Annotated in this window: 19 protein-coding genes; 10 read left to right on the top strand and 9 right to left on the bottom strand. The window is 45.4% G+C overall.

Annotation, left to right across the window (positions count from 1 at the left end; all coding sequences use genetic code 11):
- Window positions 1-27: 27 nt before the first annotated feature.
- Window positions 28-471: an arginine repressor gene (locus tag NH399_RS09085; RefSeq protein ID WP_253039221.1), complete on the bottom strand. Its 444-nt coding sequence runs from the start codon at window positions 469-471 to the stop codon at window positions 28-30.
- Window positions 472-704: 233 nt separating this feature from the next.
- Here NH399_RS09085 and argE point away from each other — a divergent pair, with 233 nt between their 5' ends.
- The 10 genes from argE to NH399_RS09135 all read left to right on the top strand — a co-directional run bounded on the left by argE (window position 705) and on the right by NH399_RS09135 (window position 9010).
- Entirely contained in the window at window positions 705-1847 is a 1143-nt protein-coding gene (gene argE / locus NH399_RS09090; RefSeq protein WP_253039223.1) for an acetylornithine deacetylase, read from the top strand.
- A 234-nt stretch (window positions 1848-2081) separates the two neighbouring features.
- Window positions 2082-2318, top strand: coding sequence for a 50S ribosomal protein L28 (gene rpmB, locus NH399_RS09095; RefSeq protein ID WP_253039225.1), 237 nt, complete (start codon window positions 2082-2084; stop codon window positions 2316-2318).
- 11 nt (window positions 2319-2329) lie between these two features.
- Complete coding sequence (gene rpmG, locus NH399_RS09100) at window positions 2330-2497, top strand: 50S ribosomal protein L33 (RefSeq protein ID WP_253039227.1); 168 nt, start codon at window positions 2330-2332, stop codon at window positions 2495-2497.
- A gap of 195 nt (window positions 2498-2692) precedes the next feature.
- A complete protein-coding gene (locus NH399_RS09105) occupies window positions 2693-3931 on the top strand; it encodes an HDOD domain-containing protein (protein ID WP_253039229.1) in 1239 nt (412 codons plus the stop codon).
- Between the two features lie 54 nt (window positions 3932-3985).
- On the top strand, window positions 3986-4840 hold the full coding sequence (locus tag NH399_RS09110) for an ABC transporter ATP-binding protein (RefSeq protein WP_253039231.1): 855 nt from the start codon (window positions 3986-3988) through the stop codon (window positions 4838-4840).
- On the top strand, window positions 4834-6852 hold the full coding sequence (locus NH399_RS09115; protein ID WP_253039233.1) for a Gldg family protein: 2019 nt from the start codon (window positions 4834-4836) through the stop codon (window positions 6850-6852). The genes NH399_RS09110 and NH399_RS09115 overlap by 7 nt, the downstream gene beginning before the upstream one ends.
- Complete coding sequence (locus NH399_RS09120; protein ID WP_253039235.1) at window positions 6828-7325, top strand: hypothetical protein; 498 nt, start codon at window positions 6828-6830, stop codon at window positions 7323-7325. The genes NH399_RS09115 and NH399_RS09120 overlap by 25 nt, the downstream gene beginning before the upstream one ends.
- A complete protein-coding gene (mutM, locus tag NH399_RS09125; protein WP_253039244.1) occupies window positions 7303-8115 on the top strand; it encodes a bifunctional DNA-formamidopyrimidine glycosylase/DNA-(apurinic or apyrimidinic site) lyase in 813 nt (270 codons plus the stop codon). The genes NH399_RS09120 and mutM overlap by 23 nt, the downstream gene beginning before the upstream one ends.
- 114 nt (window positions 8116-8229) lie before the next feature.
- Window positions 8230-8637, top strand: coding sequence for a biopolymer transporter ExbD (locus tag NH399_RS09130; RefSeq protein WP_253039246.1), 408 nt, complete (start codon window positions 8230-8232; stop codon window positions 8635-8637).
- A 64-nt stretch (window positions 8638-8701) separates the two neighbouring features.
- Complete coding sequence (locus NH399_RS09135) at window positions 8702-9010, top strand: DUF3301 domain-containing protein (RefSeq protein WP_253039248.1); 309 nt, start codon at window positions 8702-8704, stop codon at window positions 9008-9010.
- Between the two features lie 3 nt (window positions 9011-9013).
- Here NH399_RS09135 and NH399_RS09140 read toward each other — a convergent pair whose 3' ends face one another.
- From NH399_RS09140 to hemE, 8 genes are all read right to left on the bottom strand, one after another.
- Window positions 9014-9778, bottom strand: a complete 765-nt coding sequence (locus tag NH399_RS09140; protein WP_253039250.1) for a patatin-like phospholipase family protein — start codon at window positions 9776-9778, stop codon at window positions 9014-9016.
- Window positions 9779-9842: 64 nt separating this feature from the next.
- Window positions 9843-11084, bottom strand: coding sequence for a methyl-accepting chemotaxis protein (locus tag NH399_RS09145; protein WP_253039253.1), 1242 nt, complete (start codon window positions 11082-11084; stop codon window positions 9843-9845).
- Between the two features lie 111 nt (window positions 11085-11195).
- Window positions 11196-11453 carry a YfhL family 4Fe-4S dicluster ferredoxin gene (locus NH399_RS09150; RefSeq protein WP_253039254.1) on the bottom strand — a complete coding sequence of 86 codons (258 nt, stop codon included), beginning with the start codon at window positions 11451-11453 and terminating at the stop codon, window positions 11196-11198.
- A gap of 152 nt (window positions 11454-11605) precedes the next feature.
- Window positions 11606-12094, bottom strand: coding sequence for a pantetheine-phosphate adenylyltransferase (coaD, locus tag NH399_RS09155; RefSeq protein WP_253039260.1), 489 nt, complete (start codon window positions 12092-12094; stop codon window positions 11606-11608).
- Window positions 12095-12166: 72 nt separating this feature from the next.
- Window positions 12167-13732, bottom strand: coding sequence for a GMC family oxidoreductase (locus tag NH399_RS09160; RefSeq protein ID WP_253039262.1), 1566 nt, complete (start codon window positions 13730-13732; stop codon window positions 12167-12169).
- 2 nt (window positions 13733-13734) lie between these two features.
- The gene (locus NH399_RS09165) at window positions 13735-14250 is read right to left on the bottom strand and encodes a hypothetical protein (protein WP_253039264.1); all 516 of its coding nucleotides are present in this window, start codon (window positions 14248-14250) and stop codon (window positions 13735-13737) included.
- A 156-nt stretch (window positions 14251-14406) separates the two neighbouring features.
- The gene (locus tag NH399_RS09170; protein ID WP_253039266.1) at window positions 14407-15375 is read right to left on the bottom strand and encodes a hydrolase; all 969 of its coding nucleotides are present in this window, start codon (window positions 15373-15375) and stop codon (window positions 14407-14409) included.
- The gene (gene hemE, locus NH399_RS09175) at window positions 15372-16436 is read right to left on the bottom strand and encodes a uroporphyrinogen decarboxylase (RefSeq protein ID WP_253039268.1); all 1065 of its coding nucleotides are present in this window, start codon (window positions 16434-16436) and stop codon (window positions 15372-15374) included. The genes NH399_RS09170 and hemE overlap by 4 nt, the downstream gene beginning before the upstream one ends.
- Window positions 16437-16533 lie beyond the last annotated feature (97 nt).

The following is a 16533-nucleotide window of genomic DNA, read 5'->3' on the forward strand; positions in this document are numbered from 1 at the left end:
CCTCGCGGAAGAATGTCATCCGCAGGCTTATTGTGCTACTTCTTCAAGTTCACGCTTTAATTGCATCGCGTCCTCATCGCTTCGAGTCGCTACAAAAATGGTGTCATCACCAGAGATATTGCCAACAACCAGTTCTAACGAAGAGTTATCCAACTCATAACCAATCGCTTGTGCACGTCCAGGTTTAGTTCGGATAACGAGAAAGTTGCTGGCAAGCTCCATAGAAAGCACCAATGTTTGCAGGACTTTTCTCAATTCATTTTTATTCGCCCTTAAGGGCGCCGCATCACCCAAAACATAACCGTCTGGCCCCTTCCAAATACCTAATTCATTTAAATCACGAGACAAGGTTGTCTGCGTCGTTCGAACACCTTGCTCTGCTAATAGCGAGACAAGCATCTCTTGGTTTTGAACGATTTGTTTACTGATCAGGTCACGTATGACCCTTTGTCGCGTTTGTTTATCCGACATACTCAATCCGTACGAATGTTAGACTAGCACACTGCCGCATAAATATGCAACAATGAGAATAAATATGCATAACTTTTGAATATATGCATGAGTATTAGTATAAAATGAAACTTCCTTAATGTGAGATTCATTTAAATACAAAATAGCGTTTATGAATTGGTTGCTTACCTCAAGCTGTCGCCAGCCAGTCGTAAAGTGGAATATAACTACTTTGTATGGGTTTGATTATACACATGAAAAGACTACCTACGTCGATGGAATTAATACAGCATCTGGTACAGGAACCGTCCGTTAGCTCAGATGACTCACAACTTGATATGTCGAACAGAAAGCTGTGCGAGCAACTCGCAAACTGGCTCGATGACTTAAAGTTCACCTGTAAATTACAACCAGTATGCGAGCATAAAGACAAATGGAACCTCATTGCCACGCGCGGCAAAGGACAGGGAGGTATCATGTTGAGTGGACATACCGATACAGTGCCCGCCGACGAGCAGGCATGGCAGTCCGATCCCTGGAAGTTGACTGCAAGCTCCCAACATCTCACAGGATTGGGAGTCACCGACATGAAAGCATTTTTTGCGGTTGCATTGAGCGTCATTAACGATCTGCCCGCAAAACATAAACCCATTACTCTGATCGCAACCGCCGATGAAGAAACCACCATGGCTGGCGCGCGTGCTCTGCAAAGCCAAGAGTTACCCAAGCCCACACTGAACCTTATAGGAGAGCCAACCTCCCTGGTACCTGTTGTTTCTCATAAAGGATATCAGGCCTACCGACTCTCTTTGACCAGTCAGGGCGGCCACTCTAGCCTCAATAAACATCAATATAATTGTCTGGATGCGATGCACTCCGTCATGGGAAAACTCATGCAACTACGCAATGCTCTGGCGCATCAAACCCAAAACACACAATTTAAAGTGCCCGTATCCACCCTCAACCTGGGCACTCTTAAAGCCGGTGATGCAGTAAACCGCATCTGCGCAGAAGCCACCCTCGAGTTCGATATTCGTCCTTTGCCAGATTTATCTGGGGCTGCTCTGGAAGCTCTGGTTCAAGAAACGATCATCAGTGCCCTCGCTCCCTTTGAAGTTTCTCGCCAACTAGCGCCTCTTTACCACCCCATTGACGGCTTCCTGACCAGTTGTCAGCACCATCATCTTGAACATCTGTGCGATGTCAGCGGTACAACTGCAATAACTGCGGATTATGTCACCGAGGCCAGTTTATTTGAGCAAATGGGAATTCCTTCTATCGTGCTGGGCCCAGGTTCCATCGATCAGGCCCATCGCCCCAACGAGCAGCTCCCAATTGCGGCTATCGGGGAGGCAGAAAATATTTATCAACAAATCATCTCGCACTATTGCTTTTAGACCTCGCCAACCCCATAAAGGGGGCAAACCAATAAAAATGTTGGGGTTGGCAGCAAAAAAGTGGCCTAAACCGATCTTTTTATTGCTTAAAAACACGGCATCTGGTATAAAGTGCGCCCTCGATTTATCATGATCTCGACCCACATCAAGTCACTTGATTTAGGTGCGTTCAATCAGGTCGGGATTTGAAAGAAAGATCTATTAGTAACGAATTTTGAAGTTTTGGAGGCAGTCATGTCACGAGTTTGTCAAGTAACGGGTAAACGCCCGACTGTGGGGAACAATGTTTCTCACGCTAAAAATAGAACACGACGTCGTTTTTTACCTAACTTACACCACCATCGTTTTTGGGTTGAAGGTGAAAAGCGTTTTGTAAGATTACGCGTATCTGCTAAAGGCATGCGTATCATCGATAAATTAGGTATTGAAACCGTTCTCGAGCAGATCCGTGCTCGCGGCGAAAAAGTGTAAGGAGCTAGATCATGGCTAATAGCGCACGCGATAAAATCAAGTTAGTTTCCAGCGCAGGCACTGGTCACTACTACACTACGACTAAGAACAAACGTAATACTCCTCAAAAACTGGAATTCAAAAAGTATGATCCAGTAGTACGCAAGCACGTGCTTTACAAGGAAGCTAAAATCAAGTAATTCGCACGCCTCCAAGCTTGCCAAAAAAAGCCCAGCATCGCTCTGGGCTTTTTTATTATTGAGATATTTAAAGAATTTTTTCCTTCTGCATCAGTAAGCATCTCAAGAATATCTAGTCCAGCAGCGAAATCTTCCACGCTCAAAAAATGACGATGTGCTACATTTTTAATACACATCACATAAAGGTTATTCGCTGTGGGGACTCAAGAAGATAACGACATTCCTGATATTTTATTAGCGCGACAACCTATTTTTGACCGCAATATGGAAGTGTTTGCTTACGAGCTGTTATATCGGAGCAACAAAAGCAATGAAGCCAGCTTTATATGCGGTGACCAAGCTACTGCAAGATTACTGTTAAACAACTACACAAGCTTCCCTCAGGCCACTGAGCATCACCGAATCCCCGCATTTATCAACATTACACAAAACCTGATTACAGCCGACGAAATGCTGCCAATTCCGCCCGAAAGCGTCGTACTGGAGCTTCTGGAATCCATAGAGCCGGATGAGCAAGTGATTAAAGCCGTGCAAAGATATCGTGAGATGGGCTTTAAGATTGCGTTAGATGACTACCCCTTTACTCCAGAATTCGAGCAGTTGCTGGCCTATGCTGACTTTGTGAAGGTCGATGTGATGGATGTAGACATCGAGCAAGTAGAAAAGAAAGTCGCTCTTTTTCGCCAGTACGACCTTAAACTGCTGGCAGAAAAAGTCGAAGATCATGAGTGTTATCAGCGCTATCTGGATATCGGCTTTGATCTCTTTCAGGGCTATTTCTTTGAAAAGCCACAAATCATTCGCGGCAAGCAATTATCCGATAACAAGCAAGCGTTAATGATGCTGATGTCTAAGCTTTACGATCCCGATGCTAAAACCGATGATATTGCTCGTCAGGTCAGTCAAGATGCTCAGCTCAGCTACAAGCTATTGCGCATTATCAACAGTGCCTCCTACAACCTGCCGCGTCAGGTTCAGTCGATACAGCAAGCCGTGGTGTTTTTGGGTATGAACCAGCTAAAACGCTGGGCAACCATGCTGTCGATGACTCAAAACGACGACACGCCTCCAGAGCTCATCAAAACCCTGCTGATTAGAGGACAGGCCTGCGAACGTGTCGCCCTGAAATTACAAAGACAGGACGCTGATCAGTTTTTTACCGCTGGCCTGCTTTCTGGCATTGATTCCATTATGGGGGCCGATCTCAGCTTTCTAATCTCAGGATTACCACTCGACAACACACTCAAACAAGCCATTATTAATCATGAGGGTTATATGGGTGAGATACTCAAACTCATACTGTCCTTCGAACACGGTCAATGGGACGAACTCAACAGCGATCCCGAACTCGCCAAGATAATTAACGAAAGTTACCTAGAAGCGATTCAATGGAGTGATGTGAACGCCAGCGCACTTAGCGGTTCAACTGGTTGATTTTTACTATCAAGTTACGCACAATCAAAGAAAAACAAATAGTAAGCGAATAGATTGCTGACCGTCGATGCACTTGCTTTCGAGCAAAATAATTATTCCCTCACACCACTTTCCTTTTCTCTGTCACCGGGAGAAAAAGCAGGGTTGCTAGGTGTTAACGGCGCGGGAAAATCCACATTACTTAAACTGATTGTTGGCGAATTATCCGCGAGCTCTGGTGATGTTTTACTCAATAACAAATCCCTCATCCACACTCCAGAACAAACCAAAACATTACTCGGCTATATGCCCGATGTGTTTCCCGCAGCAGCTCACTTTACTGTCAAAGAATTGCTGAACTGGATCGGACTGGGCAAAGGTATTTCATCACAGGAACTCCCCCTCAAAGTTAACGCAGTAATAGAACGTTTTGATTTGTCAGAACTCGCATCTCGTCGGCTCAATCAATTATCGCTCGGACAACGGCAACGAGTATCTCTTGCTCAAGCCTTGCTCAATGCACCACAACTACTACTAATGGATGAACCTTTAAACGGTCTCGATCCAGCTCAACAAGAAAGCTTCTGGCAACAACTTGATCATTTGCCAGATGCTTGTATTTGTTTAATTGCCAGTCATAACCTGCATGAAATTATCCGATACTGTAAACGCCTGTTGTTAATGAGCGAACAATCGATCGTTCTTGATTGCAATATTGACGCTCACAGTTACTTTGTGGTCTACAAAAATTCCGCTCCAGAAAGATTAGCCGCCTCAAGCATTCACTCTCAAATATTGTCGGTTAATGATTCAGAAACCTTGAACCAACTGCGACAAAAAGATCAAGAGCAATTACTTTTATCAGGTAATGCACTGGATGTACTCAAACAACTTTTTCGCTTGCAGGCAACAGGAGAGTGGCAATGGTAAAACCTATGTTGTCCTTGCGAATTAAGCAACTATTAACGGCTCCACATTTTTATTTTATTCTTGCGCTCTATATATTTATTGTCAGCACTTTTTTAAATAACTTTACTTACAGTTATCTATCACTGCAAAACGCTAATGCTCAAAGTCTGAGTATTAGCGGATTTATTTTTGCCCCACTTAACAGTCTTTCACTCCTGCTGATATTTATCATTATCCCAATGTTAAGTGCACAAACCTTTGTTCAAGATGAGCAATCTGGGATCCAACGTTTAAATAGAACGCTGCCGTTGTCTGCGGCTAAGCTGTGGTGGATTGACTGGCTAGCGTTAATGCTCCCCATGTTCATTCTTAATGGCTTATTATCGGCTTTAGAATTGGGTCTGCTTTACAACAGTCATATTGACTGGCCCGTATTTATGGCACAAATTCTTGGCCACGCTTTATCTTGCATCACATTTTTGTCGATTACTCTGGCCATAATGCGTTTTACTCGTAGTCAACTCGGCGCGTTAATTTTTGGCTACTCATTACTGTTTGCATTGTGGCTTGTTCAGCTTGTTCTTTCGGAGTGGCCAAACTTAAGTGCGTGGCTAACCTGGCTCAACCTCATAGGCTGGTATTCTCATTTTCGAGTCGGCTTACTCAGCGCTGCCAACCTGATATCTCCTATTTTATTGTCAGCACTTGTTATCGTCGTGTGTTTTACGTTATTGCAACCGAAAAGAAAACATTATGGATGGCTGTTCGTTTTTGTTCTTGCGGCTTTGTTAATCGGTAGTCGTCAACTTTCTCATCACTGGGATTTAACCAGCAATCATCGTTTTAGTTTGATAGCGCCTTTAACCGAACATATATCGGACAAAACAGAACTGTCCATTGATAGCTATGGACTCAACAGCATCGCTCAAAACGAAGTAGAACAACGTCTAATACACCCCTTGCAACAAACGTTGCCAGATATGCAGTTTACCCCTCACAAATCCACCATGTTGTGGGAGGACAGACAAAATACCGGATTATTGATTCGTTATAACAAACAAGAACTTTGGATTGACTACCCTTTTAGCAGCCACCCACAAATGCAGCTTTTGGATGGATTGAATACGCTCAAAAAACGCCATCAATCGGTAGTCATGTTAGTAGAAGGTCATGATGAAGCCTCCCATAACCAAAAAGGCCAGCGTCACCTTTCAGAGCTGGCCAAAATACTAAACACTCGTGGATGGACTCTGGTGAGCGCTTCTTTGTCACAACTCAATAGCATCCCCAGTAACGTCGAGCTGGTAGTTATCGCGTCCTCACGCCAGCCCTGGTTTGACCAAGAAGAAGAGCGACTCAAAGAATACTTACAAACTGGCGGCAATCTTTTGTGGTTAAGAGATCCAGAAGATGTAGCCCCGCAGGTATTAGAGCAACTTCCGGTGACCAAAATCGACGGCACCTTGATGGATGCATTAGGGTTTCAACGAGGTACACCACACCCGGGTGTTTTGCTGATTGAGTCTTTTTCTAAAGACCATGAAATCACCGCCAACTTAACCACTTTGGTCGCCCTTCCCTGGACCAGCGCTTTTGCTCTAAGGCCGACCTCAGAATGGCAGGCTCAGACGCTACTCAATAGTCATAGTCAAACCTGGACAGAATTGAACACAGAGGCAACAGAAGTCGCCTTTAACGAAGAACTAGGGGAGCTGCGGGGCCGTTTTCCTGTCATGGTAGAGTTGCAACGTCAGCAGGGTCCACATACCCAGCGTATCGTGATCAGTGGAGACAGTCATTTTTTAGCGAATACGGCGATCAATAACTACGCCAACACACAGCTGGCCATTAACTTGTTCAACTATTTAACGGCAGCGTCAGACGTCACCGCTCCGCAAAAGCAACCGGTTGATAAAACCTTGACGATTTCGCCGTTAGTACAGCATGCTATTGGTTGGTTCTTTCCGTTCTTTTTACCGGTACTGTTATTACTCATAGGTTGCCGCCAATGGCTTATAAGAAAAAAAAGCTGACACAGCGCCAATGGCTCAACATAATCATTATGGTGATGGCTGTAATGATGCTGGTCTTTGTGATGACTGGGCGAATCATTGAGAAAAAGCTCGAGCCCAATCAACCATCACCTTTGTTTTCTCAATTGACTAAATTGACGATAGCTCAATGGTCAGTATCACAACAGCAAGAACAATGGCACCAAGAGCCCGCTGTTCTCTCCCATCAGGAACTTTTGCAGATGGTGCAATCCTGGCAGAGCTTTATTCCAAATTTGTGGCTGCAACAAGCCCCGGAGAGCCAAGGCTTAAATATCCAACTGAATAATCCACAAGAGCTTGAACAGTGGCAGTTATTGACTCACCCTTATCCCATCCTGGTTAACCAGAAAACAGGCAAAGCCGTTGTTTTATCGCAGCAAGATCTGACACAATTGTTGCCACCCAGTTTACAAACACATATAGAAAACCATGCCAGAACTACCGGAAGTTGAAACCTCGCGACGAGGTATCGAACCCCATTTGCTCAATCAGATCGTTCAAAAGTTAGTAGTGAGAAACCCTAGCTTGCGCTGGCCAGTTTCTAACCAGCTCGCACAATGGGTCGAAGGGCATCCGGTTAAAGCCGTCAAACGGCGCGCCAAGTACTTAAAGATAGAATTTGAGCATGGCGACTTAATTGTTCATCTGGGTATGTCGGGCAGCTTGCGTATTGTGACCAGTGACCAAGCCGCCGCAAAACATGACCACGTAGATTTGTGCCTTAGCAATGGCAAAGCTTTGCGCTTTACCGATCCACGCCGCTTTGGTTTCTGGTTATGGAGCGAACAGCCTGAAGTCGATATGTTGCTATCAAATCTGGGGCCTGAACCACTAACCGATGCATTTAATAGCGACTATATTTTCCAGTCTTCTCGTGGCCGTAAGACCGCGATAAAGAATTTCATCATGGATAATAAGGTCGTTGTGGGTGTGGGCAATATTTACGCAGCTGAATCTCTGTTCAAAGCAGGTATTCATCCCAAACGGGCTGCGGGCAAGATCAGTGCTAACCGATATGAGGCACTGGTTAGCGAGATAAAAAGCGTATTAAAACAAGCCATTGAGCAGGGTGGCACCACTTTAAAAGATTTTACTCACAGTGACGGTAAACCGGGCTATTTTAAACAAGAGCTGATGGTTTATGGGCGCGAGGGAGAAACCTGTTTTCAATGCGGAACTACCCTCAAAGGTATACGTCAGGGTCAGCGTGCAACCGTTTACTGCCCTGGCTGCCAGACCTGATTCGACCAGCAAAGCTGGACTTGCTCCAGCGGAACCGCTATATTGCGTCGTTGAATAATTTGAAACATCAATTAATCAACGACTTTCACTTACAGTTGTCAGAAAGGAAAAGCAATGCGTAGACATCGCGATGATCAAGATGAAGCTAATGTAGACATGACTCCCATGTTGGATATCGTCTTCATCATGTTGATTTTCTTTATCGTTACCACGTCTTTCGTTAAAGAAAATACGATTAATATGAGCCGCCCATCTAACAATCAGTCGGAGCAAACCGATAACCCAAGCGCTCCTGTAGCCATCGAGATTACCGATTTAAGCGAAATTCGAATGGAAGGCCGTATCATTGATGTCGGTGCTGTTCAGGCGAATATCGAGCGTAAGCGAGCAGAAAACCCTAAAACTGTTGTTATCATCCAGGCTCACGAAGAAGCAGGTGTAGAAACCTTAGTGAGTGTTGTTGATGGTGTTCGAGAAGCAGGCATCTCTTCTCCAATCGTTGCACGCTTGCCTAATAAGTAATCAGCTCTCTGTGCCAGCATTAAGCTGGCACTCTCCTCTCTAGCTCACAAAAGACATTTCAACTATGTTTCGTGTTTTATTCTTACTCTTTCTTGGTGTGTTAATTTATTACTGGTGGCGTAGCCAACAGATTAAAGAAAAAGCCTATGAAGAATGTCTAAAACATTGCTACAAAGCCGATGTTGAACTGCTCGACGGTACTATCGCACTGTCACGTCAATGGTTCGCCAAAGACGCCAATGACAAGATGCGCTGGTTTCGAAAGTACGAGTTTGAGTTCACTTCAACTCGAGAACACCGCTATCGCGGCTGGGTTCAGATGGCAGGTCTTTATGTCGTCGACTTCCATATGGAACCTTTTCATCTTAATTAAGGATCAGGCAACGCCTAATTCAATGTGCCGCTGATTATCCAAGGGCATATCCAGCGCTTTAAGGGTGCTTTCGTAGGCCTTCTGATAAGCCTCAGGACCAACAGCCAATTTGTCCGGCCCCGATCTGGGTAGCCCGTGAATAGCTAGTGCCGTCAAATTATCCCTTACAGGCATTTTTAAAGAACGACTGTTTTTGCTTCGCCAAGGTGAACGAGAAGAAAGGTGGTGATAAAGCACCCTTTCTTGCGAGTCTGTCGCAGCAAGCCCATGACGATCTTTAATACCACCATCCCACATGGGCTTACCCTTTATCCAAACAGGCTGAAAGAGAAAAGGGACTGCGCATGAAGCATAAATTGCCGTCACCAGTTCACCTTCTGTTAGCACTTCTGTTTTTTGCGATAGACCATTCCAGGCCGATACCGCCAGAGGCACTTTGCAATCAGCAAAAGTGCGACACTGCAAAAGCTCCCCCAAAAGCTGACGAAATTTGTGCCCGCGTAATAATCCAAGACCAGGAAAAGGGTCCCAGAAATCCTGCTTTTGTAGAGCAAATAACTTTTGTTTCATCAAAGAAATATCGGCACCGGATGCCCAACATCCTGCGACTAATGCTCCAGCGCTCGACCCTGTAAGCCGATGAGGAACCAAATCGCGCTCCAGTAATGCAGTTAGCACCCCGGTATGAGCAAAAAAACCAAAAAAGCCAGAAGACAGGGTTAAGGTAAAAGGACGTTCCGAAAGCCAATCCGAAAGCACTTGTGACATGCTCGTGTATCCATCGTTTAGATAATGCTATTAAGCTTATTATGCCTCAGCTAATGTCATGACTCTACGATGAAACAAACAATTCAACGCCAGACGACTTTGATTCCGTCGATTCAGTGACCCGTCGTTTGGTACGCATCGAAGTATCCTGCTCGCGTTTTGAAAGCCCGATGGACTGCATTTTGTCACTAATGACACGAAACAAATTAATCATGTCGTCGGCCGTCAGAGTGGATTCCTTAGCCTTATCCTGCAATACCGAGTTAAGGCGCTCTAGCCCCTCAATAGAGGCAATCACCTGCTCGGTTTCCATATATTCTTTTTCAGCAGAAGATTTAATATGTTCGGCGGTCGAATTGACCCGATTCAGAGCTTCAAAAATCTCAGCCAGATGGCTGTGAGAGCTTTTAGTATGCTGAACCGCTTCTTCAGAAATCGATTCACCTCGGTTCATACAGTCATAGGCCGATTGAGTCAGCGTTTGGATGCGCTCAATATTATCTCGGACTTCTAAAGTTGATTCATGAGTCCGCGTAGCCAGTTGTCTAACTTCGTCTGCCACAACAGCAAAACCACGACCAGATTCCCCCGCTCGAGCGGCTTCAATGGCGGCATTAAGAGCTAATAAATTGGTTTGCTCTGCAATGGCATTGATGACTTGAATGATCCCATCAATCTCTTCGCTGGCCTCCTTAAGACTGGCAATCTGAGCCCCAGCCTCCCTAACATTCTCAACCAGTAAATTGATACTATCTACAGCCTGCTCAATAACCTCCCGAGCACTAGTGACCAGCTCTTTTTCTTCACCAATGCTACGGAACGCCTCTCCCACATCAGCCTGGACGACATGATTCGATGCCAATATTTTCTTTAATCCGGTAAATATCTCTTCATTACGGATCCCATTAATCAGCGCCATCTGTTCAAACTCAATCTGGTTGTCTCTAACACCTTCAGAAATCGGGACAAAACGAGAAATAGAGCCCAAAACCGACTGCATCAACTTATCCGCTTCGTTCCATTGTTCATTCTGCTGCTCAAAGAGTTTGCCAAAAAAGGGACCAGAGTGCTCAGGCTCCAGCCGTAAAGCCAAATCCACTTTGTAATCCTCACTCATACGACTTTTATTAAATAAATGAGTTAGTGGAGCATACAGCCACAAATGACCACCAATGAATAAAACGACCAAGAAAATCAGATTCTTTATAAGCACAAAGGAAAGCGAAGCTGAGCCAATGAGAATACCTATACCATCGAGTAATATAGAAAATCCGACGACACACCAAAGCAAGCTCATTATGCGCATGAAACACTTCCTTCCTGATTTTTTATTTTTCGTATCACTAAATATAGAAGAAAGTCATAAAAACGAAAAAGGCCGATAAATATCGGCCTTTTCAATCACTAAGAAAGAGAGTTAACTAAAAGACTCTCCTGTCAGCTTCTCATATTTAACAATCAGCTGCTCTTTGGTTTCTTCATTCTCAGGATCCAACGGAATGCAATCAACAGGACACACCAATTGGCATTGGGGCTCCTCATAATGACCAACACATTCCGTACATTTGTCCGGATCAATTTCGTAAATTTCTTCGCCTTGAGAAATCGCCTCATTAGGGCACTCAGGCTCACATACATCACAATTGATGCATTCATCAGTAATAATCAAAGACATCGCGCAACTCTCACTGCAATACGCACTGGTCGCGTATTGTACTGCTCTATTTTAATAATGCAAATGCCAAACCGACATTAATACTTGTCGCCTTTTAAAACGAAGCGATGTGGCTGCATCTTAAAAGGCCTGGGTTAGAAGATCTGCTCGCTTTAGCTTGATGTGCGATTAAACTTCTTATGCAGTTGCTCTGCTACATAAGGAGGAACAAATTCATCAATATTGCCGCCTAATCGCGCAACTTCTCTTACCAAGGTAGATGAAATAAACGAATTTGCCTCACCAGGCGTCAAAAATATGCTCTCCAGCTCAGGGTGTAATCGACGATTCATATTCGCCAACTGGAATTCATACTCAAAATCGGAGACCGCTCGCAAGCCCCGCAATAAGGCCTGAGCATTATGCTGCCGAGCAAAATCCACCAGCAATCCAGAAAATCCACAGACTTCTACGCCTGAAACATGGGTTAATGAGCGTTGCACCATATCGACACGCTCATCAACACTAAACAAAGGCCCTTTGCCAGGATTTTCGGCAACAGCCACAATCACTTTATCAAAGATTTTAGCAGCCCGGGCCACCAGATCAGCATGCCCATTTGTCATGGGATCGAAGGTTCCAGGATACAATGCTATTTTCATAATAAAATCATTCCAAGTATCAACAGCAGGCAAGATTCGGCCTTACCTGCTGCCACTTTGCATCAGTATTCCCTATTTTACACTTTCAGCGAAGCCAGTTGCCAGTCGGCTGATCAACGCATATAACGTTAATTGAGGATTCACCCCCAAACTGGTAGGCAAAATGGAACCATCCATAACCCACAAATTGTCCAGATGATGGAAACGTCCTTGCTCGTTAACTACGCTGTTTTCTAGCTTATCCCCCATGCCACAGCCCCCCATTACGTGGGCAGAGAACAATAGGGTACGAATATTTTTCTGTGTTAACGCTCGAATTTGCTGCTGTGCTTCAGACCAGCTATTAACCCAGGGGGCATCCATATGCATTGGACGAACCCGTTTGGCGCCAGCTGCAAATTGCAACTCCGCCATCGTCAGCATGGCATGAGTTACCCCTTCCCATAAATAATCGGTCACCGGATAATCCAATACGGGCGCCAGATAATCATCCAGCTCAACCTGTCCACCAACACTGCCATGGTGAAAACCATCTCTCATCAACGCCAACGATGCATGCATATGAGGCAGCCCAGCCATGATTTTTGCGTGTTCCAGGCCATGAAACGGGATGATCGAACTGCCCAGAACAGGATGAATAGGCGGAACTTCCAATTTATACCCCACTTTTCCCGAGACTCCATCTCGCCATAAAAATTCATCACTATAAACGCTTTGAGGCGCGCCACTATAGGGATCAACTCTTTGCTTCATATCTGCAACAGTCGCAGCAACAGGATGCAAAAAAGTTCGACGACCAATGCGTTGATGAGGATCTTCAAGTTCGCTGCGTAACATGACCGCAGGCGAGCCGATTGCACCGCCCGCTAAAATAATGTGGTTGGCTTTTAGGCGGTAGACTCTATCTGTCGGTTGCCCATTATTATCCATAGCCCTGATATCGACCTGTTCGATACGGCCCGCGCGCTGAATCAGACGTTCGCAACGGGTACGAGAATAAAGATGAGCCCCTCGCTCCATGGCCGCAGGAATCGTGGTAACCAACATGGATTGCTTGGCGCCGATTGGACACCCCATACCACAATAGCCCAGATTGGCGCAGCCTTTTACATTACGAGGAATGATTTCAGCCTTCCAGCCCAATGCCTTAGCCCCATCCATTAAAACCTGATTATTCTGATTGGGTGGAATAGCCCAAGGAGTGATATTGAGTTGTTTTTCGGCGCGCTCAAACCAGGGTGCCATAGAATCAGGTGTCAGCCTTGTTAAACCGAACTCGTGCTGCCAGTACGACAAAGTCTGTTCAGGTGTTCTAAAACTGCTGGTCCAGTTGACGGTTGTTGAACCACCGACGCTGCGTCCCTGCAATATAGAAATCGCTTTGTCTTTGGTACGTCGAGCCATGGCTTCCTGATAAAGATCCGGATAAGCAATAGCTTCTTTCATCTTGAAATCTTGGGCCGTTTTTAACGGCCCTTCTTCCAACATAATCAAGCGCAAGCCCGATTGAGACAAGATGTCGGCAACCATACCGCCACCAGCACCGGTACCGACAACAATCACATCAGCTTCTAAAACCTTAGGTGCCTCACCACGGCTTAAATCTTGATGATTTACGTGTTGTTTAAGATCCATCATCGTTAAAGCTCCCAAGGTCCATCATAACCACACATTTCCCAACTTGGCTTTTCGCTGTAATAAGCAGCCATAACCAGTTGCTGAATCCCCAGGTAACCAGAATTGAGTAACGGCAACCAGCTTTCGCGCCATCCCGTCAAAAAGTCATTCAAGGTGTTTTGGCTAGCAGAACTCCACGATGCCCATACACCCGCTAAGAGCAGCTTACCTAGGCGGTTCCATAGAAGATCAAACAATTCTCTCAATTCTTGCTGAGTTCTTGCAGGAAGAAACCCTATCGCTAGATCAACATTCTTCGTCATCCGGCTAAGAGGGACACGCTTCTGCTGCCAGTTTTGCAGCAACGAAGGGCCAAGAATGACAGGAGCCAAGGCCAGTAAAATGATGCGATCTTCCTGTTGCAAAAAACCATAAGAATGCTCGTCCTCAAGCAGTTGCTCATAATCTTCTGACTGCCAGTATTGATTAACGATCACACCACCACAAAGCAGTGATGCACTAGTAAGCGTCCACTTCAATAACTCTCTTCGTTGTACCATAGGGTTCGCAAGCCGTTATAAGAACATGGCTTCACTTTAGCGACTTAAGAGATTGGAAACAATAGTAATTAAAACAGCCGTTTAGATTTGTCCTAAATGGACACCCTCAGGATTTAGGAAACTGATTAGCAGGGTTTAGAAGAAGCGATGAAAGAAGTTCTGAACACGGCGAGCTAAAAAGCAATCGCCTTGCAAACGCGTTTGATCAATGAAGCCCACATGACCTCCAGACTGACTCACCTCCATCACCGTTGAAGCACTTAGCCACTGGCTTTCCGGTATGACTTTTTCTGACATAAAGGGGTCGTCTTGAGCGTGCAATATTAAAGTCGGCGTTTCGATAGCAGGGAGCTTATAAAAGCTGGAAGCTCGTAGGTAATAGTCATGTACCCCATCAAATCCATGCAAAGGGGCCGTGATCTGATCGTCAAACTGCCAGAAGGTATCCAGTTGATGAATATCGGCCGCCGCAATCATCTCATAACCAGGCAATGCCAAGTCGAGTTTTAGCTGCGATTTTTTCTTTAAAGAATCAATAAGGTGCTTTTGATAGATTCGAGCAAATCCGCGCTCCATAGTGCTTGCACACTCATGCAACAATAGCGGTACCGACACCGCCATAGCTGCGCGCAAAAGCTTTTGTTTTGGGTTCTCACCTAGCCAATTAAGCAACACATTGCCGCCAAGAGAAAAGCCTAAGGCAAAGAGCTCTCGGCCAGGTTGACGCGCACTAATAAACTCCAGTGCCTTATCTAAGTCATCGCTCGATCCAGAGTGGTAGCTGCGCATTTTTTTGTTCATCGTAGGGCCACAACTACGAAAGTGCATCACCACCACTTGCCAATTTGCTGGCAGCAATCGACTTAACACTCGTTGGATATAGTGAGACTCGTAACTCCCCTCCAGTCCATGAGCAATAGCAAGCAGAGGTCCTTGGGCCTCCAGTCCAAACCAGGCCAGCTCAAGAAAATCATCGTCTTCTAACGCAATAGACTGCCACTGCTCAGGTTGGTGAGTAACAGGCACAAAGAGCGGGCCAACCAACGTTTGTAAATGTCGGTTAGCCAATAAAGACAGGGGTTTAAACTGAGACTCTACAATCACTGATGATAAGGTTTACTGAGTTCGTGGATAGCATCAACAAACACTTTAGCGTGTTCAGGATTGACCGTTGGATGGATACCATGCCCCAGATTAAATACGTGACCAGAGCCTTTACCATAACTGGCTAAAATCGTCGCGACCTCTTCACGAATGCGCTCAGGAGAACCATAGAGCACGGATGGGTCCATATTGCCCTGCAAAGCGACCTTACCAGCAACGCGTTCACGAGCGTCAGCCAAATTTGTTGTCCAGTCGACACCAAGACAATCACATCCTGTTGCAGCCATTTGATCCAGCCATTGGCCACCGTTTTTAGTGAACAAAGTAACTGGAACCTGGCGCCCTTCGTTCTCACGCTTGAGGCCATCAACAATTCGCGCCATATAATCCAATGAAAAAGCACGGTAATCTCTGGGAGTTAACACACCACCCCAGGTATCAAAAATCATAACAGCCTGTGCACCGGCTTCGATTTGTGCATTTAAGTACTCAACCACAGAGTCAGCCAAAACACTGAGCACTTGATGCAACAACTCAGGCGCACTAAACATCATCTCTTTGATGACAGAAAAGTTTTTAGTCGCCCCGCCCTCAATCATGTAAGTCGCCAATGTCCACGGGCTGCCTGAAAATCCAATCAAAGGCACTTTGCCATCCAGCTCTTTGCGGATCACAGAAACCGCATCGGTAACATACTTCAGCTTGTCTGCAGGGTCGGGTACGAACAAGGCTTCAACATCTGCTTTTGTGCGTACAGGCTTTTCGAAAGCAGGGCCTTCTCCCTGAACAAAGTGCAGTCCCAATCCCATCGCATCAGGGATAGTCAAAATATCAGAAAACAGAATCGCCGCATCCAGATCAAATCGACGCAAAGGCTGTAAAGTGACTTCGCATGCTAACTCCGGGTTAGTCGCCAAAGCCATAAAGCTGCCTGCTTCTGCTCGTAATTCACGATACTCTGGCAAATAGCGCCCCGCCTGACGCATCATCCAAACAGGCGTGTAATCAACAGGCTGACCTAATGCAGCTCGTAGATAACGATCATTTTTTAATTTTGTCACTTTCAGGAACTCCACTTAAAGACAAACAGTACATCGCTGACTGTTTTAAGATGCGCTATTTTACACCAGAAAAGGCATCAATACCCAAAGTATTTCA

It is taken from the genome of Pleionea sp. CnH1-48 (assembly GCF_024124665.1).
Classification (GTDB): domain Bacteria; phylum Pseudomonadota; class Gammaproteobacteria; order Enterobacterales; family Kangiellaceae; genus JAMXSB01.